A 22,507-nucleotide genomic window follows, 5' to 3' on the forward strand; every position below is an offset into this window, starting at 1 on the left:
CGATCAGGGATTAATCGGCCACCAGCCACATTTCCGCTTCGTCGAACATCTCTTCCACGATACGCGCAACCGTCGCTTTATCGTTCTTACTCAAATCTGTGTCAATCGCATTACGCTCCATCGGTTTAACCTTAACTTCAATGTCAGGAAAGACCCGATGCACCCGCTTTTCCAGCTCCTCAAGAATCATCTCGCGAGCACCCGGTAAACCGGCAACGTTGCGCTTGTCATAAATCAATTCAACAAACATGATGGCAATCCATTCAGGGCAAAATCGCTGATCTATAATACTGTAAATAAAAACAGTAGCAAGGTTGTGCACCGGTTTTGACGCAAATTTTTATGCCGTCCGGGCCGCTATCTTCAGCTGGAAAAATGCGCGCGCATCGCGACATAATGGCGGCTTACTCTTCAGGAGGCCTGCGCGATGCGACAACTGGTAATCGATATTCTGCTTAAGCTGGCGAAAATGGATGTGGATGCGAAAGAGCTGACCGCTCAGATTGAAGCCCAGTCGCTGCTGGTTGCGGCGCTGCTGGTACAGGCAAAACAGGATAACTCCCTGACCATTACCGAAACCGTACAGGATGCGATTGTCACCGCCTCCCGCTCTTCAGCCGAATTTATGCAGTCCGATGTTGATCTGCTGCTGACCCACATTAATCGTCTGCTGGCCGTGGCCAGTTATGTTGAGGTGAAGGGCAGGACCCCCTGAACGCGCGGGCAGGGTGAAACTGACCTCTGAAGAAGATTAACCGGCACGCGTCTTCAGAGGTCGCCTCAATCAGAGCTCGTTTTTAATGCAGAACTCTTCCCAGCTCATCCCCAGTGATGCAGCATGCGATTTGAGATAAGCCTCGATAGCTTCAGCCGCCACCGCTTTATCCGGCTCAGCGAGCTGGATAGAAAAAATCATGCCATCCAGATTCTTCTGACGCAGGAAGGCCGCATAGATGCGTTCAGCATGCCATTCGCGCAGCTCTCGCAGTGAGAGATTGGCCGCGCGGGCATCGCTTTCAGTCAGTTCATCAAGGGCAGCCTGAAAGTCCGGGTGGGCGGTAAAAAACATCTCGCGTGCCTGCGCGTAGTAGGCTTCTGGGGTTTTCATCATTCTGTTCCTGAAAGTCTGTTGCAGCGCGCCAGTGTAACGGGTTGTCTTACGGTTGTCAGGCACCGTCGCGCCGGAATGTCGCGGCGGTGGCCGCCCGCAGACAGCCGCGCCGGGAACGCCAGGTAACGGATAAGGTGAGAAATGGGCTGCAATCCGGGGGGAAGCAGCAGCCCGAACCGTCAGATATCTTGCGCAGCGCGGGGAAAAAATTATAACGTAGCCGCCATTAACGCGATTTTAGGGATTAAACATGAAAAAGTGGATGCTGATTGCGGCGCTGGCACTGGGTGGCTGTGCGCAAATCAACGATTATGAAAATGCGGTGCAGACCCCGGCACCTGCCGATTTGCAGGGCAACTGGCAAACCGTCGGACCGCAGAGCGGTCTGATCAGCGGTCAGGCGACAGGCAGCATCATTATTAATGCGGATGGCAGCACGCTGGATTGCCGTCAGTGGCAGCGGGTGATCGCCAAGCCCGGCAAGCTGACCCGACTGAATGGCGACTACGTTAACGTGACGCGTCAGCTGCGTGTGATGCCGCTGGATGTCGACAATGGCGAGCTTAGCTACGATGGCCTGACGCTGCGAAAAGTGGCCCGTCCGACGGTTGAGTGTCAGCAGGCGCTGGAGGAGATGGCAAAGCAACCTAAAGCCACGGTGATCCAGAATATCGAACCCCAGTTGCTGCGTACATCGATTACCGAGCACAACGCCCAGTCATAACCCCACCTGTAAAACAGCCCCGGCAGGGCAAAGCCACTCTGATGCTCTGTCTGCCGGGGCTTCATACTGAGGTCAGCAGAAAATCAGTCCGCCACTACCCAGACGCTGACGCTGCCGCCGTTGCAGGCAAATACTGCGGTGCCGTGCTCATCGGCGGTGATTGTCTCTTCACGGTTACCCAGATAGTCGCGCCACACCTTACCGGCAAAGCCTTCACCCATGGGCACGCTTTTCTCACCCGCATCACCGTTTGACATAATCACCACGCAACCCGGCTGGGTTTCCGTGCCGCTGCGGCTGAAGGCGACACAGTTGGGATGATCAAAGTAGTCGGTCTGAACACCCCAGCCATACTGCTGCCGCGCCCGGATCAGGCCTTCGAGTTCCGGGATCACCGGCATCTCAATCTTGTGCGTTTCACCGTCGCCACCCTCATCTTCGTACGTCGCGCCGAACAGGTCAGGATAGAAAACGGTTGGCACGCCCTGTTCACGCAGCAGGATCAGGGCATAGGCCAGCGGTTTGAACCAGGCTTCAACCGGCGCCTCAAGTGACTGCAGCGGCTGAGTATCGTGGTTCGCCACGATAGTCACGGCGTGCCACGGGTCAGCGACCACCAGAGAATTGGCAAAAATCTGGCTCATATCGTAGGCACTGCCTGCGGTTGACGCCTGATGGAAGTTCATATGCAGCGGGGCATCAAACAGCATGGTCTTGCCCTCCACCTGATGCACATACTCCTGCAGCTTCTCCGTTTCAAACGACCAGTATTCAGCGACGATAAACATCGGCTCTTCAGCCACCTCCTGAATATGGTCGATCCACTCCTTGTAGAACCACGCCGGGATATGTTTTACCGCATCCAGGCGGAAACCGGTGCAGGGAACCTGTTCCATGACCCAGCGCGCCCAGTATTTCAGCTCCTCTCTGACCGCATTGTTGCGGAAATCGATGTTGGCCCCCATCAGATAATCGAAATTACCCAGTTCGTTATCCACCTGGTCGTTCCAGCCTTCCGCGGTGTAATCGTTGATGATTTTGAACACACCGTTTTCGTCCGGATTTTCGATGTGGTCTACGCCGCTGAAACATTTGTGATCCCAGATGAATTTCGAATACTCCCCGGCGCGCGCCGGAAAGGTGAATTTCGTCCAGGCTTCACACTCGACGACCTCATCGTCAATTTCATCGCGGTTGTCCGGATTGACGCGGTTAACGCTGATCGCCTCTTTCTCGTCCGCGCCCATTTTGTGGTTCACCACCACATCGAGCAGCACCCCGATGTTATGGCTGCGCAGCGCCTCTGTGGCGGCCAGTAACTGCTGTTTGTCGCCATATTTGGTGGCAACCCCGCCTTTCTGATCGAATTCCCCCAGGTCAAAAAGATCATAGCTGTCGTAACCGACAGAATAACCACCCGAACCCCCTTTGTAACACGGTGGTAACCACGCCATCGTAATGCCAGTTTCGCTGAGCCACGCCGCGCGATCGGCGACTTCAGGCCACAGTTTGCTGCCATCCGGGTAATACCAATGGAAAAACTGTAATAACGTTGGGTTTTGCATGTACCGCTCTCCAGGGGGGATGATGAAAATCAAGTATGGAGTAAGCGGCAGAAAAGAGACGCCGCGCAGAAAAATAAATCTGGCGGCGTGGCAGAGCAGGGGATCAGGAGAGGGTTTCGCGGGGCACCATCACCACACCGCCCTGGTTACCATAGGCGGACATGACAGATTTCTGGCGGCTGCTCTGACCCACCAGCGCGGCCAGCTCATCCATCCGCGCCTGCAGCAGACGTTTCACTTCACTTTCGTTATCCAGGATATGCCGCAACACCGGGCGCAGCTGCTCCTGCGTCTGCGCCGATGGCGAGGCCTTATCTGTCGACTGGGCTAAATTCTGCACCGCGCTGACATACTCCATCTCCCTGCTGATCAATTCATCCCATTCGCCCTGTGCTGCGTGACGCAGCATGCCCTGGCTGAGATCGAGTAACTGTTGGTAAACGGCAATCAGATGCGGTGCAGTAGTCATTAAACGGCGTCCTGAATCAGGTTAGATTGAACCACTTCTTTCCACGCGTCCGCGATGTTGCGCAGCAGGCCTTCGACTTCCCCGACCGCTTCAACATCGTTGTGCAGGTTGGCCTGCAGCAGGCGACGCGTCATGTAGTTGTAAAGATCCAGCAGGTTATCTGCCAGTTCGTCACCACTGTTTTCAGCAAGCCCCTCTTTCAGACCAGCTTCGATAATATTGATAGCTTTAGAAATTGAGGTGCCTTTACCTTCAATATTGCCATCCTGCATAAACAGACGGGCGCGGATCAGCGCGCTCAGTGCGCCGTCGAACAGCATCACGACCAGCTGCTGCTGGCTGGCGCTCATCACGGCACTTTCGACGCCAATTTTTGCATAGGCTTTGGTGCCTGTAGCGGTGTACATGGTCACTCCTATGATTTTTCAGAAGAACTTGACGTATCGAACTGCTGCGTCAGATAGGTACTGGTTGAGTTCAGTTTACTGATCGCCAGATCCAGCTGGGTAAACTGCGTTTTATAGCGCGCGATATCTGCGTCGATGCGGTCGCTGGTGGTGTTATAAAGGGCGGTTAAGTTGTTCAGTGTTTTACTTACGCCGTCGGTCGCGGCCTGAACAATCCCTTTAGAGGCCAGCCATTCAGTCAGTTTGCTGTCTATCTTCGCGCTGATGCCGGTCTTACCATCACCGACGATCATCTCTTTGACGCCAGCGGCATCTTTATCCAGGGCTGCACTCAGCTTGGTGGAGTCCAGCTTCAGTGAGCCAGTCGTAGGGTCCGTGGTGACACCAATCTGACCCAGTGACTTGTAGGCGGATGAGCTCTGCGCATTGGTCAGCATGCTCTTCAGCTGGGTTTCAATGGTGCGTAAGGTACTGTCACCCAGCAGGGCGCCATTGCTGGAGTCCTGCGCATCGCTGTTGGTGTCGACTTTGGTATATTTGGTCAGCGTGTTGAACTGATCCAGCAACGTATTGTAAGCGTCGACCCAGGTGCTGATGGCGCTTGAGGCTTTTGACGTGTCTTTCGTAATGGTCAGCGTCTGGTCGCCTACCGTCTGCGCGGTAAGATTCAGGGTAATTCCTTCCAGCGCATCGCTGATCTGATTGCTGCTGTTCTCAATCGCGATGTTGTTTACCGTCAGTTTAGCGTTCTGCGCGGTAACGCTTTGCGTCATCGCATTGCTGCTGGCGGAGGCGTCGTAGCCAACGATCCCCTGCAGCGTGTCATCTCCGGTCACGGCAATCGTTGATACCGCATTGTCGCTGCCGGTTTTATTCGCACTGACAGAGAGGCGGAAGCTGCCATCCGAAACTTTGATGATACTGGCAGTGACGCCAGCGTTGGCACCGTTAATGGCGTCACGCATACCGGTCAGGGAGGTCTGTTCGTTGGTCAGCGTCACGCTTTTGCTGGTGCCATCTTTCAAGGTAATGGCAATGCTGCGGCTGGACGCGGAGCTGTCACCCAGCGCAGCAGTGTTGCTGCTCTGCACCGCTGAGGTCAGTACCTGTGCCTGTGCCAGCTGAGTAACACTGATAGAGTATTTACCCGCCACGGTGCTGCCAGAAGTGGTGGCGCTGAATGCGCTGGAGCTGCTGGTCGCCGTCGTTGCAGTAAAGAGATCGGCGCTGTTGAGCTTACTGTTCGCCGTCTGGAACGTCGTCAGTGAGCTTTTCAGCGTCGCGTAGGCGCTGAGCTTAGCGGTATACGCTGACTGCTGGGTAGAAATCGGTTTCAGCGCGGCTTTTTCAGCGGTCTGCAGACTGTCAAGCATGGTACTGAGTGGCAGGCCGGAACCCACACCAAGGTTGGAAATACTAGCCATGTTAATTCCTTTATAAGGTCGACAGGGAAAATGAATACCTGGGTTATCGGCCTTGAATGCGGAAAGTTTAAAGGTATTTGCCTTAGTGTAATGAGTTAAACAGGCACTATAGAGAAGGGTAATTCAGCGGTTAGAAAATTAATGAATCAGGTCTAAAGAAGTCGGAAAGGGTGGCGATAACTTCAAACGTGACAGGCAGAAGCAAAAAATTTCGCCTGGTACTAAAAAAATTCTAAAGGTTGTTTGACGGCAGACGATAACAACTTTGACGGCGCTGAAGCCGGCGGGTTGAAGCCCACACCTTAACCGAAAGACTTGATTAACAGGAAAATTTATCATGGCCCAAGTCATTAACACCAACAGCCTCTCGCTGATCACTCAGAACAACATCAACAAGAACCAGTCAGCTCTGTCTACTTCAATGGAGCGTCTGTCTTCTGGTTTACGTATCAACAGCGCGAAAGATGACGCTGCTGGTCAGGCGATTGCCAACCGTTTCACCTCTAACATCAAAGGTCTGACTCAGGCTGCCCGTAACGCCAACGACGGTATCTCTGCTGCGCAGACTACTGAAGGCGCGCTGTCAGAAATCAACAACAACTTACAGCGTATCCGTGAACTGACTGTTCAGGCTGCAAGTGGTACTAACTCAGATTCTGACAAATCTTCAATCCAGGACGAAATCAAATCACGTCTGGACGAGATTGACCGCGTTTCTGGTCAGACTCAGTTCAACGGCGTGAACGTGCTGGCTAAAGACGGCAAAATGAACATCCAGGTTGGCGCTAACGATGGCGAAACCATCACTATCGACCTGAAAAAAATCGACTCCAAGACCCTGGGTCTGGACAGCTTCAACGTCAACGGTCCTGCGGGTACCCCGACTGCAGCTGGCGCAACTGAGTTCAAAGCTGCTTACGGTTCTACCACTAACGTAACTGGCGCAACTGTTGCTGAATCAACTGCTAATGAGCTGTCTACCCGTCTGGGTGTTGCTGCTTCAGGTGTGGCTGTAGACTCTGGTACCGTCTACAAAGATGACAACGGCAAAATGTTTGCTAAAGTCACCGTAACTTCAGCAAGCGATGCTGAAACCAACAACCTGAAAGCAAATGGCTTTGACATCGCGAGCGGCGCTGCAAATGCTAAAACTTTCTATGTTGCTGTAGATCCACAGTCAGCTGATACCTCAACCACTACTGGCACCGCAGCGTTCAAACTGGACACGACTAACATGAGCCTGTCCAGCCTGACTTCAGGTGCATCAGCTAACCCACTGGCTAAGCTGGATGATGCGATTGCAAGCGTGGATAAGTTCCGTTCTTCACTGGGTGCGATTCAGAACCGTCTGAACTCAGCCGTGACTAACCTGAGCAACACCACCACTAACCTGTCAGCTGCACAGTCTCGTATTCAGGATGCTGACTACGCAACTGAAGTTTCAAACATGTCTAAAGCGCAGATCGTACAGCAGGCAGGTAACTCCGTGCTGGCGAAAGCGAACCAGGTTCCACAGCAGGTTCTGTCTCTGCTGCAGGGCTAATCATTCCCCTGAGGAATGGATGCAAAAACCCCGCTTCGGCGGGGTTTTTTTATGGGCGTAAAACAGAAGCGCCTGGCTGTTCTGACAGAATGGGCCCTTTTTGCTCTTTTACTTCACCGATTAAACCCAGGCACAAAGCCTATGCTAAAGCAAAATATGCGCTGCTCTTAGCCGGCTGTGACTAAGAGGAGTCAGTGAGAGAGAGCAAAATGCATCAACAAGACCTTGTCAGCATCATCATTACCGCAGACGTTGCCACCTGGTTTACTGAGGCGCTGGAGAGCGCGCTCAATCAGGATTATCAGCCGATCGAAATCATTGTGGCTGATTACAGTGACGCGCAATTCATTCATCAGACGCTGCAACGGTATCTTCCCCGGCACGGCGATGTTATCCGCTATTTAAAAACAGAAGGTACGGTCGTTCAGCTTCTGGAGGCAGCGCTTAGTGCTGCGCGTGGAAAATATATCAAGTTTCTCTCTGATGCCGATCTCCTTAAGCCTGACAATATCTCAACATGCGTTGCTGGACTGAAAGCCTTTCCTGACTGCCGGGTCGCGTTGACACGGCGTGAGCGGGTGGGGCCACAGGGTGAAAGGCTTGACGGGCTTCTCGCCACTTCCGCCCTGAGCCAGGAAAATCTCATTATCAATGGCAGAGATTTTCTGCGTAATCAGACGCTGAAAGCATACAGTCTGCCGGGAGAACTGACGGCAGCGCTGTTTTACCGCGACGACCTCAGCGCCAGCCTTTTCGACCAGGCGCTGCTTACTCAGGGTAATCCGGCACTGCAGGCCATTCCGGCACTGGCCTTCTGCTACAGCCTTCTGAGTCATACTCATCTCCTCTGGTTTTCTGCGCCTTTGTGCTGCGTGCGTGCTTCAGATGTTGAGCGCCAGCCTCATCAACGCGAAAGTGATGAACTCTTTACAAGCGGTCGTGAATATTTATATGAGCAAATCCGTCAGGAGAGCTGGTTCGGGGAGGCTGACCATGCGCCCCATCTGGCGCAGGTGGCCTGTTTAGATCAGCCCGATCACTTTAGTCTGAGAAATCTGGCGGAGGAGCAACAAAAGAATTTTACGCTGGATGTGCTGGCAGCCTGGCGACGTTCGCGCACGCTGAATGCCATGCAGCAAAAGAGGTTAATGGATATGGCCGCCGCTAACGCCCATGATGTGAGCGTGTTAGTGATCATCACCGTGACGGAAGAGAATGTCGCCGATCTGGAAACGCTGCTTAACTCAATCAGACAAGGTGAGAGAACCGGAGTCCGGTTCGAACCCGTCATCGTGACGCTGGATCTGGACTGTGCCGCTGACGCGGAATGCTATGCCGCGACGCAGCAGACTCGAATAAGCGTGATCAATCAGATTATCGACGCACGTCACGATGACTGGGTGATGTTTCTGGATGCCTCCTGCACGATGCATGATTCAGGAATGACCGCCCTCAGCGCCAGGCTGGTCGCGCAAAACAGTTATCTTGCGCTTTACGCGGATGAGTTTTTCTATATTGATAATGCGCCCGTGGGGGCCGCTTTCCGGCCTGATTTGAATCTCGATCTCTTACTCAGTTCACCGAAAACAATGGCGCAACACTGGCTGTTCCGGCGCGAATTACTTTTAGCGGCGGGGGGCCTGGATGCTGACTATCCGTCATCAGCTGAGTTTGATCTTATTGTTAAACTGATTGAGTCTCAGGGTTTCGAGGCCATCGGTCACGTGGCTGAGCCGCTGCTGACAGGGCAGCTTAAAAGCCGATCTATCCTGGAAGATGTGGCCATTCTTGAACGCCATCTGCAGAACCGTGGCTATCCCGATGGGCGGGCGGCGTTAGATAAATTTTTCAATTACCGCTTACGGTATAACCATCCTGATAAGCCGGTCGTCTCGATCGTTATCCTGGCGAACTGGCACCTTGCCTCACTGATTAGCTGTGTCACCACGCTGCTCGAGAAAACCACCTATCACCGCTATGAACTGATCATTATCTGCGATAACCAGGGAACGCCTGAGCGGGATAGATGGCTGTCCGATATTGGCAGCGTCGATCCTCAACGGATAAAAACGGTAATGTTCGATGGCGGATTCAGTCACGGTGCCATGGCGAATCGTGCCGCTGAACTGGCCGTGGGTGACTATCTGCTGTTTATGCATTGTGAAATGGCGGTTACTGATGGCGAGTGGCTCGACAATCTTCTTAATCATGGGCAGAGGCCGGAAGTGTTTGCCACAGGCGCAAAACATCTTTCGTCTGACAATAAAATTCGTCATGCGGGCTATGTTCTCGGTGTTAACGGAGCGGTCGGTGAGGTTTTCCGTGGCAACGATGATAATGAACCCAATTATCTGGGACGCATGCATCTCGATCAGAATTACAGCGCGGTGTCTGGCGATCTGGTGCTGATGCGTAAATCTGTCTTTGACGAGCTGGGAGGATTTGACGACAACAAACGTCTTTATGGCGATGTTGATCTCTGCCTGAAGGCGCGCGAGCAAGGGTATCTGACAGTCTGGACCCCCTATGCCCGACTGCATCGGCCGGCTGCCCGCAAAAGTCCTTTCCCGGATGAAACGGTACACGCCTCCACGAAATTAAAGCAACTGGAAGAAGATAAGGTCTACGCGCAATGGATGCCGGTCATCGCCAGCGATCCTGCCTATAACCCGAATCTCTCCCTGAGAAGCCGGCATTTTGAATTAAGGAATGATGAGTTCAGCTGGCAGCCGCTCCGGGCGGAAAATCTGCCTTCATTCCTGGCCCACAATGCCGATATCTACGGCTGCGGTCACTACCGTATTACCCAACCGCTTAAAGCGATGATAGCGGAGGGCGTCGCTCAGGGTAGCAGCGGCATGACACTCCTGACGTTAAGTGAAATGGGACAGTTCAGACCCGACAGTCTGATTATTCAGCGTCGCTATTCACCGGCCTTTCACACCTGGATGGAACGGGTCGGTAAACTACACAACGTCTTTAAAGTGTTCGAGCTGGATGACTACATTATTAACCTTCCTATGAAGCATCATGGTCGTCAGGCGTACAAGCAGGAGACGGCAAAATTAATACGCAAGAGCCTGAGCTTCTTCGACCGCTTTGTGGTGTCGACAGCCCCACTGGCGGAAGCGATGAGGGATATGCATCCGGATATCGTTGTCGTTAAAAACCGCCTGCCGTCAGAAGCCTGGGGCACACTGCAATCCCTGCGCAATCAGGGCAGGAAACCGCGTGTAGGCTGGGCCGGAGGGATCAGCCATCGGGGCGACCTTGAGATGATTTTTGACATCGTGCGGGAATTGTCGGGAGAGGTTGAATGGGTGTTTATGGGCATGTGCCCGGATAAACTTCGACCCTATGTGCACGAAATTCACAGTGGCGTCGATCTGCCTCTTTACCCGGCCGCACTGGCGGCACTGAATCTGGACCTGGCGCTGGCACCTGTTGAAGACAACATATTCAACGCCTGTAAAAGTAATCTGCGGTTACTGGAATATGGTGCATGCGGCGTGCCGGTTATCTGCAGCAACGTGGCCTGCTACCAGCAGGATGATCTGCCGGTCACGCGGGTTAATAACAAATTTATCGACTGGCGCGAAGCTATCCGCATGCATCTGGCCGATCCCGACGCCAGCGCAAAAATGGGCAGAGAATTGCAGGCCATCGTCCGGCGAGACTGGATGCTGACAGGCGAAAATCTGCGTTTATGGGCACAGGCGTGGCGGCCCTAATCAGTTTCAGCAAAAGATAGTGTCGGGCTATCACGTCAGATAGCCTGATGTAATGTCATGGTGACGCGGTCTGGAGATGCCATTAACGTGGCAGGCGGGAATGGTCATGTCTGAATTAAAACATCCGTATTATATTGTTTCACCTGACTATCGGGAGTCATCCGGTGGGATTCAGGCTTTGCACAAGCTCTGCCATCAGATAAACCTGCAGGGCGGTAACGCCTGGATGGTCGACTGCAATGTGATTAATCCCGCCTGGAAGACGCCCAGACTGGATGCGGAAACCTGGCGTCAGCATAAAAAAGCTCAGCTTACCCCCATCGCGGTCTACCCGGAGATCTATTCGGGCAATCCGCTTAACGCTGACGTCTGCGTGCGCTACATGTTAAATCATGAAGGGTTACTCAATGGAAACCGGTTAAACGAATCCGAAGAGGATCTCTTTTTCTGGTATAGCTCCCAACTGATTATCAATGAACCTGACGTTGATTTTCTGACGATGGTGGGGCCGGATTTAGAGCTGTTTTATGACGATGGCAGAGCAAAAACGACGACGCTTCTTTATCTGAATCGCGTGCCGGTAGAGAAGGTGGATTTTACAACCTTACCGGACAACATCGTCATCATATCGGTGAAGAATCCTCGTCCTCTGGCGGAACTGGCTGAGATTCTGAAATCGGCCAGCGTGATGTATACCTTTGAATGGTCCGGGACCTGTAATCTTGCTGCGCTTTGTGGAACGCCCGTCGTCTCAATGGTTGCACAGGGGTATGAGAAACTCGCGATCTCGGAGGCGTCGATTCGCGATATGGGAGGGGCCGGGGTCTGCTTCAGTGATGATGCCGCTGAATTAGAGCGCGAGCGTGCCCGGCTCTGGAAAGTTCGCGACCACATGAGAAAATTTGAAGCGGATTTCTCACAGCAGCTTCGCCACTTTTTTATTAAAACGCAGACGGCTGCCGGTATTAAAAATGAAGAGAAGGTTGTCTCAACGCAAAAGTGGCTTGCCGACTACCCGGTAAAAAATTACGCGCACAGCAGCGCAGAAACGGCTCTCTCTGTTCGCGTTATCATTCTGGACGACAATCCTGCCGTTGCGTGCGACAGCATACTTTCATCACTCAGGTATGTGGGGCTGGAGGCTGAAATTTATGCTGTCGATGCCTCCGCTGAACAGGAGCAGGGCAAGGGTCACTTTAGCGGCTGGTTACATCAACTGCTTATCGAAGACCCGTGTGAATGGGTATTATTTCTGCGATCCGGTGACCTCATTTATCCGGAGCTGTTTTCCGGCCTTTGGCTTTTCAAAGAGCAAACCGCGGCGTCACTGGCATTTTATTCTGACCGGGTTGTCCGGCAGGCTGACGGCCTGTGTGAGATGTTTTTACCCGATTTTGATCGGGATTATTTTCTGGCGCTGCCCGAGCGATTTGCCCGTGGAGCCTTCTTCAGGCGCGAATTGTGTCTGGAGATTGTTCGCGCGCGAAATATTTCTCCTCACACTGTCGAAACAGCGTTTTTATTACAGCTGGTCAGTGCTGGCCTTGCTGCCGATATCCGGCACGTTCCGGTTCCGCTGATTCAGCTTTTATCAAAAGAACGTGAGCATACCTCTTTAAAGGAATCTCTGCTGGCTGAATATCTTGCGGGCAGCGAGTACAGCCAGGCGTTGGTTGAAAGAGAGGGCTCTGTTTTTACTGTCCGATACGGCGCAAGCGAAATCAGTAAGTTAACCGTTATTCTTATCGTGGAAGATGACATTAACCGCACTAAGCGAGCAGTAGCGACCTTTGTCGATACCGTTGAGGATATCGACTATGAAATTATTTTTATTGATAACGGCTCAACGGACCCGGCGGTCAGAGAGTGGCTCTCCTCTCTGGCAGCGATGAATAACGCTATCTTCAGGGTCTTTTTTGTAGACGAGAAAATTAATGCTGTCAGCGCCATGAATTATGGCATTTCAGTGGCGCGAGGCGAATTTACACTCTGCCTCTCTGCGGGTATTTATTTTAATCATACGCGCTGGCTGGAAGCCTTACTGGATCACTGTGGCCGCGCTGAACTCCTCGCCTGTGCGCCTTTTCTGGTCGACAACCGTGAAGATCTTTACTCTTCCGGACGAATTGATGGCGGCTTTCGCCGAAAATATGGTCAGGCTGAAATAGCATCGTCAACAGACTCGCCAGGCCAGGCTGACCTGGTTGCTCCGCAGCAACATCTGCTGCTGACGACTGAATGTATTATGATCCGTACCTCATCCTGTCAGCAGGCAGGAGGGCTGGATGAGCAGTTTGCGACTCTTCCTGAGGCCATCAGCGATCTGCTGTTGCGGGCTTCAGTGCCAGGCGTGGTTAAAATAGCGGTTCCGCTCTCCAGAGTCAGTTATGACGACGTACTGACGGATGTGTCGTTAGTTTCCGGAAATAGCCTTTTTACAGAGAAATGGCTTCGATATATAGCTCACGACCCCGCCTCGAATCCCAATATCAGCCGGAAGGAGGGGGAGGTTGTCAGGGAAAATAATCGTCCGCTGCTGGCCGCCAGATTAGGCTTTCCACTCAGCGCCTTATGGGTGTTTAATGCCGGCGACCATGACGAAGCTCAGCGTGTGAAAGAACTTTCCCGGCTGACTACAGCGTCGGACAGCCTGATTGCCGCACTGGACTGTCAACGCTCAACGCCTGTTGAACTTTATCGGCTGAACCCGGCGCATATTGTGTTCAGCGATAGCGTGGCGAGCCGCCATGCGCAGTTGATTAAAAACAAAGCAGCGCTTCCGGAGACCCGTTTCGTCGTTGAAGTCACCAGAGAGTCGTTTCGCAACGGGCAGTGTCCTGATGAAGGCCTGCAGAATGCTGATACGTTACTGGTCAGAAACAGTGCGGCGCTGACACTATTTCGTGATAAACACGCGGTGCTTCAGGCTGACAAACTCAGTACAGCATGGCAGCGGCTCGCTCCTCCTCAGGATCGTCCGTCTGAACATTCAGGCAAGCCCAGAGTGGGGGTGGTGCTGACATGTTTAATGACAGAAGACTGGATGCTGATTGATACCCTTATCAGAGAAATGAGCGAACGTGTTGACTGGATTATATACGGGGCCTGTCCTGATGCCTGGAAGCATACGGTCCACGAATATCATCGTAAAGTTCCGCACAGCAGGCTCCCGGCGATGTTTCAGTCACTGAAACTGGACCTGGCGCTGGCACCTCTTGCAGAGATACTTCCTAACCAGGCAGAAGGCCATCGGGTCATTGCGCAGTTAGGAGCCTGCGGTTATCCGGTGCTTGCCAGCGATCATGAGGCCTACAAAGCGATTGTCAGTGTTAAGCGCATTAAAAATAAAACGTCTCAGTGGCGATTTATGATTAATAAACTGATTAACAATCCCTCTATGATGCGAAGCCTGGGTGAGGCTCTGTATGAGGAAGTCAATGCATGCTGGATTCATCTTCCGGGTGAACGCCCCGCATGGCTGAAGACGCAATCCTCATAAATTCCGTCTGAGCGGCATGTAGCAAAGCCGCTCAGACGACATCGGTTTTTTGCAGAACCAGCCTCGGTCAGGCTGCCTGTACCTGCATCACAACTACCCCCGCCCGTTACAGTTCCCGCCACGCTTGCCGATAACTCTTCACAGAACACTATAACTTTCGATGTTAACTTTTGTGGAGTGTCTATGCGCTTCAACTATGACCTGCTGCCGGGTGAGCGGCTGACGTTTGAAGAGATTGCCCGGCGTTATGCCCAGCAATACCCTGATGAAAAAGAGCTGACGGCACGTGCACTGCTGAGTCCCTCAACCGGGTTGCGAACCCTGAAGATACGCGCGGTCTTCGCCCAGGAAGAGAGCAACAGCCCGCTAGAGGATCTGCTGTTTATCTCCAGTGATAACGAGCGCAAGAATTACCTGCGCCGCTTTGAGCACTATCTGAAGCAGAATCTCTCTTTCCTCTATTTCCGCCGCAGCGAGAACGAAAAGCGCGACAACCTGTGGAAAGTGATGGGCAGCAGTCAGGTTTTTGCCATGATCGATCCGCAATCTGCCACGGCGCAGAATCTGCTACAGAGTCGCGGCTATAAACTGGTGATGATGCATCAGGATGAGGATGAGGCCTACTGGCAGCTCTTTAACCCACAGGCGAACCCCTGTTTTCCGCAGTCGCAGACTATCCAGTTTATCGTGGTGCTGAGTACGCCAGAGCACAAGGTGCCTGCGGCGGTGATGCCGGGGACGGAAGTCGGACGACGCGTCAAGGCGCGAGTACTGCAGCGGGCCAGCCAGGCGGAGTTTATCGCCGGAGTAAAAGCCCGCTACGGTGCCTGTGTCATGACCGGCACAGAGCTGACCGAACGGCATAGCTGGCCCTGGGTCGAAGCCTGCCATATCGACACCCAGGAGAGCGACGACGGGCTGGTGGCGGACAACAGTATCGATAACGGCCTGTTTTTACGCAGTGATTTGCAGCGGTTGTTTATTAACCGATTGATTAGCATTGATGGTGAGTCGGGACAGATCACCGTGCATCCCGGCGAGGATGCACAACAACATATTTCGCCCTGGTATCAGGAGCTGGATGGCCGGATTTGCAGCCTGTGGGCTGCGGTGCCACCCGCCACACGGCAACGGCTGCGCGCCCGTCGATAATCCCTGCTGAAGAGTGCAGAAGGATCTGCATTCTGAGGTAACAAAAGTGAAATAGCCTCGTTTTACCCCGCCTATTCCTCCAATCGAAAACGCTACAGAATTGGATAATCATGCCGATAACATCATTAACGCAGGGTAGTCAACGTGAACGATTTCTATACCGCCGAAGGCGTGATGGACAAGCATTCGCTCTGGCAGCGCTACGTGCCGCTGGTGCGCCATGAAGCGCTGCGTCTGCAGGTTCGCCTGCCGGCCAGCGTTGAACTTGACGATTTGCTGCAGGCCGGGGGGATAGGGCTGTTGAATGCCGTAGAGCGTTATGACGCGCTACAGGGAACAGCCTTTACCACCTACGCCGTGCAGCGTATTCGTGGCGCAATGCTCGACGAGCTTCGCAGTCGGGACTGGGCACCGCGCAGCGTGCGCCGCAACGCGCGTGAGGTGGCCGGAGCGATGCACAAGGTAGAACAGTCGCTGGGGCGTTCCGCCTCCGAGCAGGAAGTGGCGCAGCAGCTGAACGTTTCCATGGAGGAGTACCGGCAGATCCTGCTGGACACCAACAACAGTCAACTTTTCTCCTACGACGAGTATCGGGAAGAGCACGGCGACAGTGCGGAGCTGGTGACGGAAGGCCATGAAGAGGCTAATCCGCTTCATCAGTTGCTTGAAGGGAGTCTGCGTGAGCGCGTCATTGAAGCGATCGAAGCGTTACCCGATCGTGAAAAGATGGTGCTGACACTGTACTACCAGGAAGAACTGAACCTGAAAGAGATTGGCGCGGTGCTTGATGTGGGTGAATCCCGCGTCAGTCAGCTGCACAGTCAGGCGATTAAACGCCTGCGGGCCCGGCTTACGGGAGCGCGCTAGCAGTATCAGTTCCTGGCGATTCAAAAATATAAGAAACCGGGGACTCAGTAATGGGAGCCAAGACCAAGGCCAGACCGTTAAGTCGTTATCTTAAAGACTATAAACACAGCCAGAGCAACTGTTCGCATTGTGGCAAGGTATTAGATCGAATGGCGCTCGTTTTTCGTGGTCAGATCATCAATAAAGAGGCCATCGCTCGGATGGACCAGATGATTGATGAACAACTGTGGCTGAAGCTTCAGCCAGAGCTGACCGCGCTCTGTCGCTTCTGCAGCGATATTTTTTGCAATACTCATCCGAATTATTTCGACATTATGGCGTTTAAACAGTACCTGTTTGAACAGACAGAAATGAGCCCCAGCACGATTCGCGAATATGTGGTGCGGCTGCGTCGGCTGGATGAGATGCTCAAAGCCAAAAATTTCCCCGCCGACAGGCTTAAGGGAGAGAGCTGGCATCAGTGTCTGGAAAGCGACCTGCCGGATGCCGGAAATAATAATTACCGCATCGCGCTGCGCAAGTACGATCAATTCTTAGGCTGGCAGCAGGGGTAACCCTGGTCTGCACCGAGGGCTCCCCCGCGTGCCTGCGGCACGTTACTCTGTTATCCGCCTGCCGGGTAACGGAGAAGGGGGGAGCACGGCGCCGCTTCCTCACCGCATCGACGGTCACCTGAATCAGAGTGATCCTTTGCGCATCTTCTGCAACACTGTAAGGATAATTTGAATGCCCGAACGGAGGCAGCATTGTCTTTACATCTGTTACACCAATTCCCGCGTCTTGAATTGCTGGGCGCCCCGACACCGTTAGAACACCTGCCACGCCTCTCCGACTATCTGGGTCGCGATATTTTCATCAAACGTGATGACTTCACGCCAGTGGCGATGGGCGGCAACAAGCTGCGTAAACTCGAATTCCTGGCGGCCGATGCGCTGCGCGAAGGGGCGGATGTGCTGCTGACGGCGGGCGCGATCCAGTCCAACCATGTACGCCAGACAGCGGCCGTGGCAGCCCGCCTCGGCCTGAAGTGCGTGGCACTGCTGGAAAACCCGATTGGTACCCACGCTGAAAACTACCTGAGCAACGGCAACCGCCTGCTGCTGGATCTGATGGATGCGGAGGTGATCGCCGTGGATGCGCTGCATAATCCCGCCGAACAGCTGGCTGAAGAGGCTACACGTCTGGAAGCGCAGGGATTCCGTCCTTATATCGTTCCGGTCGGCGGCTCAAATGCGCTGGGTGCGCTAGGCTATGTGGAGTGCGCCCAGGAGATTGCACATCAGAGCGAAGGCGTGGTGGATTTTGCCGCCGTCGTGGTGGCATCAGGCAGCGCGGGCACCCATGCGGGGCTGGCGGTCGGCCTGGAGCAGCTGCTGCCGGAAACCGAGCTGGTGGGCGTCACCGTTTCACGTCAGACCGACGCGCAGTTACCTCTGGTTGAGCGGCTGCGTCAGTCGCTGGCAGCCTCACTGGAGGTGCAGGCAACGGCCCCGATCACGCTGTGGGATGAGTACTTTGCGCCCCGCTATGGTGAGCCCAATGAGGAGGGCATGGAGGCGGTGAAACTGCTGGCAAGGCTGGAAGGCATTTTGCTGGACCCGGTCTATACCGGCAAGGCGATGGCCGGCCTGATTGATGGCATCAGTCAGAACCGCTTCCGTCGCGAAGGCCCGTTGCTGTTTATTCATACTGGCGGCGCGCCCGCGTTATTTGCTTATCATCCTTCGATCTGAGACAAGCGAATAAAACAGTTTATACTCCGGGCGTTATCATTCTGGACTGGCAGCGACTCGCCGTGCTGCCCTTATAAAAACACACACACAATACTGTCAAAAATGGGGTAAATATGTCCTTTTCTCGTGCAGGTCGTCAGATGGTGATGGGCGTTATGGCCGTGGCGCTGATTGCGGGCGTCAACGTTAAAACCTTTGCAGCGGAAAATCTGCTGAACAAGATTAAAGAGCGCGGCACGCTGCTGGTGGGTCTGGAAGGCACCTATCCGCCGTTCAGCTTCCAGGATGAGCAGGGCAAGCTGACCGGTTTTGAAGTGGAATTTGCGCAGCAGCTGGCACAGCACATGGGCGTTAAAGCGAGTCTGAAACCGACCAAATGGGATGGCATGCTGGCTTCCCTCGACGCGAAGCGCATCGATGTGGTGATTAACCAGGTGACCATTTCCGATGAGCGTAAGAAGAAGTATGACTTCTCTACGCCTTACACCATCTCCGGTATTCAGGCGCTGACCATGAAGGCCAACGCCAGCACCATCAGCAAACCGGCTGATCTGGCGGGTAAAAAGGTTGGCGTGGGTCTCGGCACCAACTACGAGCAGTGGCTGCGTGAGAACGTGAAGGGCGTGGACGTGCGTACCTATGATGATGACCCGACCAAATATCAGGATCTGCGCTCAGGTCGTCTGAATGCCATCCTGGTTGACCGTCTGGCGGCGCTGGATCTGGTGAAGAAAACCGGCGATACCATGGCGGTAGCGGGTGACGCTTTCTCCCGTCAGGAAGCGGGCGTTGCCGTGCGTAAAGGCAACGACGATCTGCTGAAGGCGATCGACCAGGCTATTGCTGATATGCAGAAAGATGGCTCGCTGAGCAAGCTGTCTCAGAAATGGTTTGGCGCGGACGTGACGAAATAATGCAGGAAAGCCTTCAACTGGTGCTGGATTCAGCACCTTTTTTATTAAAGGGCGCGCTGTTCACGCTGCAGCTCAGCATTGGTGGCATGTTCTTCGGCCTGCTGCTGGGCTTTCTGCTGGCACTGATGCGGCTGTCTCACTTCTGGCCGTTTCGCATGCTGTCGCGGATCTATGTCTCGATTTTTCGCGGCACCCCGCTGATCGCGCAGCTGTTTATGATCTACTACGGCCTGCCACAGTTTGGCATTGAGCTGGACCCGATCCCCTCGGCGATGATTGGTCTCTCGCTCAACACCGCGGCTTACGCCTCGGAGTCCCTGCGTGGCGCCATCGCAGCGATTGAGCGCGGACAGTGGGAAGCGGCGGCGAGTATCGGCATGACGCGCTGGCAAACCCTGCGCCGGGTTATCCTGCCGCAGGCGGCGCGCACCGCACTGCCACCGCTGGGCAACAGCTTTATCAGCCTGGTAAAAGATACCTCGCTGGCCGCCACCATCCAGGTGCCGGAGCTGTTCCGTCAGGCGCAGCTGATCACCTCGCGTACACTGGAAGTCTTTACCATGTATCTGGCGGCTTCGCTGATCTACTGGGTGATGGCCACGGTGTTGTCTGCGTTGCAGAGTCGTCTGGAACAGCATGTTAACCGTCAGGATTCGGAGTCGAAATGAGTGCCATCGAAGTCAGAAAGCTGGTGAAATCATTTAATGGCCAGACGGTGCTGCACGACATCGATCTTGATGTGGCCGCCGGTGAAGTGGTGGCGATTATCGGCCCCAGCGGCTCAGGTAAAACCACGCTGCTGCGCAGTATTAACCTGCTGGAAGTGCCGGACAGCGGCACTATCCGGGTCGGCGAGATTACGGTGGATGCCGCGCTGGCGCAGAGCAAACAGAAAGAGCAGGTGCGTCGTCTGCGTCAGCAGGTCGGTTTTGTCTTCCAGAACTTCAATCTGTTTCCGCACCGTTCGGTGCTGGAGAACATTATTGAAGGACCGGTGATCGTAAAAGGTGAAGCGAAGGCGGAGGCCGTCACCCGCGCCCGCACGCTGCTGGAGAAGGTCGGCCTGCACGGCAAAGAGGGAAGCTATCCGCGCCGTCTGTCGGGTGGACAGCAGCAGCGTGTGGCCATTGCGCGTGCGCTGGCGATGCGACCGGAGGTGATCCTGTTCGATGAACCCACCTCGGCGCTGGATCCGGAGCTGGTGGGGGAGGTGCTCAGCACCATCCGCGCACTGGCCGAAGAGAAACGCACCATGGTGATCGTCACGCATGAGATGAGCTTTGCACGCGACGTGGCAGATCGCGCCATCTTTATGGATCAGGGGCGCATTGTGGAGCAGGGCGACGCGAAAGCGTTGTTCAGTAACCCGCAGCAGCCGCGTACCCGCCAGTTCCTCGACAAGTTCCTCAGTCAGTAATTCAGTGGCCTTCTCCGGAAGGCCGCATTGCTTTTTACTCCTCTCTGTTTAATCCGGAATAGCGCGCTGTCATGCTATTTCGGGTCGCCGTACCATAATGCGCTGATAAGCGGTTAAACCTTTTGCCACATCTGACAAATCTTTTCTTTTCATCAACGGCTGACTGGTTTTTATTTCTTCCGCTTTCTCTTATTTACCCCGTCAGCATTATTAAAGATTATTTTCCTTTAATTCATCACCGCGGATGATATCGGGCGAAGAGCAGGGAGAATCAATAAGTGTAAGGAAACGTTCTGCTAAGTAAATAACGGTAACGTCAGGGCCAGATAATGGGTTTTAGGAGTTTCGCTACATTCAATGCGGCATCAATGGCGAATAATCGCTGGATAATCATAAAAGCCACAGAGATTTCCTCGCTTTCCTTTTCCGCATTCTGACCTACGCAGCAGGAGTCAATTAATGAACCAGACGAAATCAGACCAGATATTGTGGGTAGACACCCTGAAGGGTGCCTGCATATTGCTGGTGGTCCTGTACCACACCGTGTTACCCGGTTTTGAAGGGACAATAAAATATCTCTCCGCCGGATGGGTCCCGGCCGAAATATGGATACAGTTTAATACGGTTCTGTCACCCTTACGGATGCCAGCCTTTTTCTTTGTTTCGGGACTGCTGGCCGCCAACGGTATTCTCAACCGGCCCTGGAAACAGGTATTTACCAGTCGTATTACTAATCTTTTTTATCTCTATATTCTGTGGGGCTTTATTCAGTGGTGGTCCATTATTGGTATCTCCACGGAAATTACCGGGCAGCGTATTTCACAGAACCTGAATGCTGCGTATGCCGGTTCGCTGTTTGAGTTTCTCAAGCTGACCTTTATGGCGATGAGTACCTCCTGGTATCTCTATGGCTTAGGACTCTATTTCCTCTGCGCTAAAATTTTCCGTGAATATAAGCTGGCCCTGGTGGCGGTGGCTATCCTGCTTAATTATCTGGCGGTCGAGAAAGTGATCCCGTTCTGGGGACCACAGAGCCTGGCCCAGTATTTCCTGTTCTTCCTGTTGGGCGCGTTCTGGAGCCAGACCATGCTGCGTCTGAGTGAATGGCGCCGTGAGAACGTCATGCCCTGGGCGATACTGGCCGCCGTGGCGGGTATCCATGTGATCTTCGGTCTGGATAAGAGTCTGTTCCTGTGTGTGCTGGCGGTGTTATTCAGCATTGCGGCCTGTCGCTGGCTGAATCAGCATTTCAGCATGCGTTATCTCAACTGGGTGGGCCGCAATACCCTGCAGATTTATGTGATTCACCGCATCTTTATCGAGTTCTTTGGTATGTCTGCGATCCTCTTCGCGCAGCGGCATCACCTGTTTGAACAGGCGTGGTTTTCATTTTTCTGGGCCTGTTTCTATCCGGTGGTGATCGTGGCGCTCTGCTCGCTCTGTTCCGTGGCGATCTGGTCGCTGACCAACCGCGGGGTGGGGCAGTCGCTGTTTCTGTTTCCGACGCTGCTTAAGCGGCAGCGGAATGCGGTTTCGCAGTAAAAGGGGAGCGCCTGGCGGCGGGGAGTTATAACCTGGCGGCGGGCTGGCTCTGTGAGGGTTTGGCCTGTCGGGCGTGGGAGTGATTACCTGGCGGCGGGCTGGCTCTGAGAGGGTTTCGCTTGTCGGGCGCGGGAGTTATTACCTGGCGGCGGGGTGGCTCTGAGAGGGTTTCGCCCGCCAGGCGTGAGGGAGTTTCAGTTCGCCCGTGCAGGCGGACGCGTCAAGGGGCGGACGCCCGCCCCTTAACAATCCCGGCGTCCGGCAGCCTTTGCGCCCCGCGTAGCGGGGTGCCTTCGTCACGCCCTGCGGCCGACGGACCGTCCGGACTCGCCATCCCTGGCTCGTGCCGTCCTCTCGCCGACGTCCTGTCGGCTCATCCTGGCCTCCGGTTGCTCCTCAGCGCGCCGGA

Annotated in this window: 19 protein-coding genes; 13 read left to right on the forward strand and 6 right to left on the reverse strand. The window is 54.1% G+C overall.

Translation table 11 applies throughout. The features are described from left to right. Positions 1-10 precede the first annotated feature (10 nt). The gene (locus tag F3I47_RS19230) at positions 11-250 is read right to left on the reverse strand and encodes a DinI-like family protein (protein WP_009089600.1); all 240 of its coding nucleotides are present in this window, start codon (positions 248-250) and stop codon (positions 11-13) included. 177 nt (positions 251-427) lie between these two features. Between F3I47_RS19230 and iraP the strand changes: the two genes are divergently transcribed. Beyond that, entirely contained in the window at positions 428-715 is a 288-nt protein-coding gene (gene iraP, locus F3I47_RS19235) for an anti-adapter protein IraP (protein ID WP_009089602.1), read from the forward strand. A gap of 69 nt (positions 716-784) precedes the next feature. On the opposite strand, the gene F3I47_RS19240 is transcribed toward iraP, so the two are convergent. After that, positions 785-1,108, reverse strand: coding sequence for a DUF6388 family protein (locus tag F3I47_RS19240; protein WP_009089604.1), 324 nt, complete (start codon positions 1,106-1,108; stop codon positions 785-787). A 253-nt stretch (positions 1,109-1,361) separates the two neighbouring features. On the opposite strand from F3I47_RS19240, the gene yedD reads away from it, so the two are divergent. Next, entirely contained in the window at positions 1,362-1,835 is a 474-nt protein-coding gene (yedD, locus tag F3I47_RS19245) for a lipoprotein YedD (protein ID WP_009089605.1), read from the forward strand. Between the two features lie 83 nt (positions 1,836-1,918). Here yedD and amyA read toward each other — a convergent pair whose 3' ends face one another. The 4 genes from amyA to fliD form a co-directional block, all read right to left on the reverse strand. Next, positions 1,919-3,400 (reverse strand): alpha-amylase, encoded by a 1,482-nt coding sequence (gene amyA / locus F3I47_RS19250; protein ID WP_046102069.1) that lies wholly within the window; start codon positions 3,398-3,400, stop codon positions 1,919-1,921. A 103-nt stretch (positions 3,401-3,503) separates the two neighbouring features. Beyond that, positions 3,504-3,869: a flagella biosynthesis regulatory protein FliT gene (gene fliT, locus F3I47_RS19255; protein WP_009089609.1), complete on the reverse strand. Its 366-nt coding sequence runs from the start codon at positions 3,867-3,869 to the stop codon at positions 3,504-3,506. After that, a complete protein-coding gene (fliS, locus tag F3I47_RS19260; protein ID WP_009089611.1) occupies positions 3,869-4,276 on the reverse strand; it encodes a flagellar export chaperone FliS in 408 nt (135 codons plus the stop codon). Before fliS ends, fliT begins: the two co-directional genes overlap by 1 nt. A gap of 8 nt (positions 4,277-4,284) precedes the next feature. Further along, positions 4,285-5,700, reverse strand: coding sequence for a flagellar filament capping protein FliD (gene fliD / locus F3I47_RS19265; protein ID WP_009089613.1), 1,416 nt, complete (start codon positions 5,698-5,700; stop codon positions 4,285-4,287). A 337-nt stretch (positions 5,701-6,037) separates the two neighbouring features. Between fliD and F3I47_RS19270 the strand changes: the two genes are divergently transcribed. From F3I47_RS19270 to F3I47_RS19325, 11 genes are all read left to right on the forward strand, one after another. Beyond that, on the forward strand, positions 6,038-7,243 hold the full coding sequence (locus tag F3I47_RS19270) for a FliC/FljB family flagellin (protein WP_009089615.1): 1,206 nt from the start codon (positions 6,038-6,040) through the stop codon (positions 7,241-7,243). 209 nt (positions 7,244-7,452) lie between these two features. Further along, complete coding sequence (locus tag F3I47_RS19275) at positions 7,453-10,974, forward strand: glycosyltransferase (protein WP_150029826.1); 3,522 nt, start codon at positions 7,453-7,455, stop codon at positions 10,972-10,974. 106 nt (positions 10,975-11,080) lie between these two features. Beyond that, positions 11,081-14,473 (forward strand): glycosyltransferase family 2 protein, encoded by a 3,393-nt coding sequence (locus tag F3I47_RS19280; RefSeq protein WP_150029827.1) that lies wholly within the window; start codon positions 11,081-11,083, stop codon positions 14,471-14,473. Positions 14,474-14,656: 183 nt separating this feature from the next. Further along, positions 14,657-15,625 (forward strand): HNH endonuclease signature motif containing protein, encoded by a 969-nt coding sequence (locus tag F3I47_RS19285; RefSeq protein WP_009089620.1) that lies wholly within the window; start codon positions 14,657-14,659, stop codon positions 15,623-15,625. Between the two features lie 144 nt (positions 15,626-15,769). Continuing rightward, entirely contained in the window at positions 15,770-16,492 is a 723-nt protein-coding gene (locus tag F3I47_RS19290) for an RNA polymerase sigma factor FliA (RefSeq protein WP_058958307.1), read from the forward strand. 50 nt (positions 16,493-16,542) lie between these two features. Beyond that, a complete protein-coding gene (fliZ, locus tag F3I47_RS19295) occupies positions 16,543-17,046 on the forward strand; it encodes a flagella biosynthesis regulatory protein FliZ (protein WP_009089624.1) in 504 nt (167 codons plus the stop codon). A 192-nt stretch (positions 17,047-17,238) separates the two neighbouring features. Continuing rightward, positions 17,239-18,225 (forward strand): D-cysteine desulfhydrase, encoded by a 987-nt coding sequence (locus tag F3I47_RS19300; RefSeq protein WP_046102064.1) that lies wholly within the window; start codon positions 17,239-17,241, stop codon positions 18,223-18,225. A gap of 113 nt (positions 18,226-18,338) precedes the next feature. Continuing rightward, entirely contained in the window at positions 18,339-19,139 is an 801-nt protein-coding gene (tcyJ, locus tag F3I47_RS19305; RefSeq protein WP_009089627.1) for a cystine ABC transporter substrate-binding protein, read from the forward strand. Then, entirely contained in the window at positions 19,139-19,807 is a 669-nt protein-coding gene (tcyL, locus tag F3I47_RS19310) for a cystine ABC transporter permease (RefSeq protein ID WP_150029828.1), read from the forward strand. Before tcyJ ends, tcyL begins: the two co-directional genes overlap by 1 nt. Beyond that, entirely contained in the window at positions 19,804-20,556 is a 753-nt protein-coding gene (gene tcyN, locus F3I47_RS19315) for an L-cystine ABC transporter ATP-binding protein TcyN (protein WP_150029829.1), read from the forward strand. The genes tcyL and tcyN overlap by 4 nt, the downstream gene beginning before the upstream one ends. 459 nt (positions 20,557-21,015) lie before the next feature. Further along, positions 21,016-22,098 (forward strand): acyltransferase family protein, encoded by a 1,083-nt coding sequence (locus F3I47_RS19325; RefSeq protein WP_150029831.1) that lies wholly within the window; start codon positions 21,016-21,018, stop codon positions 22,096-22,098. Positions 22,099-22,507: the final 409 nt, after the last annotated feature.

The sequence above is a fragment of the Pantoea sp. M_10 genome, from assembly GCF_008631515.1.
Taxonomy (GTDB): Bacteria; Pseudomonadota; Gammaproteobacteria; order Enterobacterales; family Enterobacteriaceae; genus Pantoea; species Pantoea anthophila.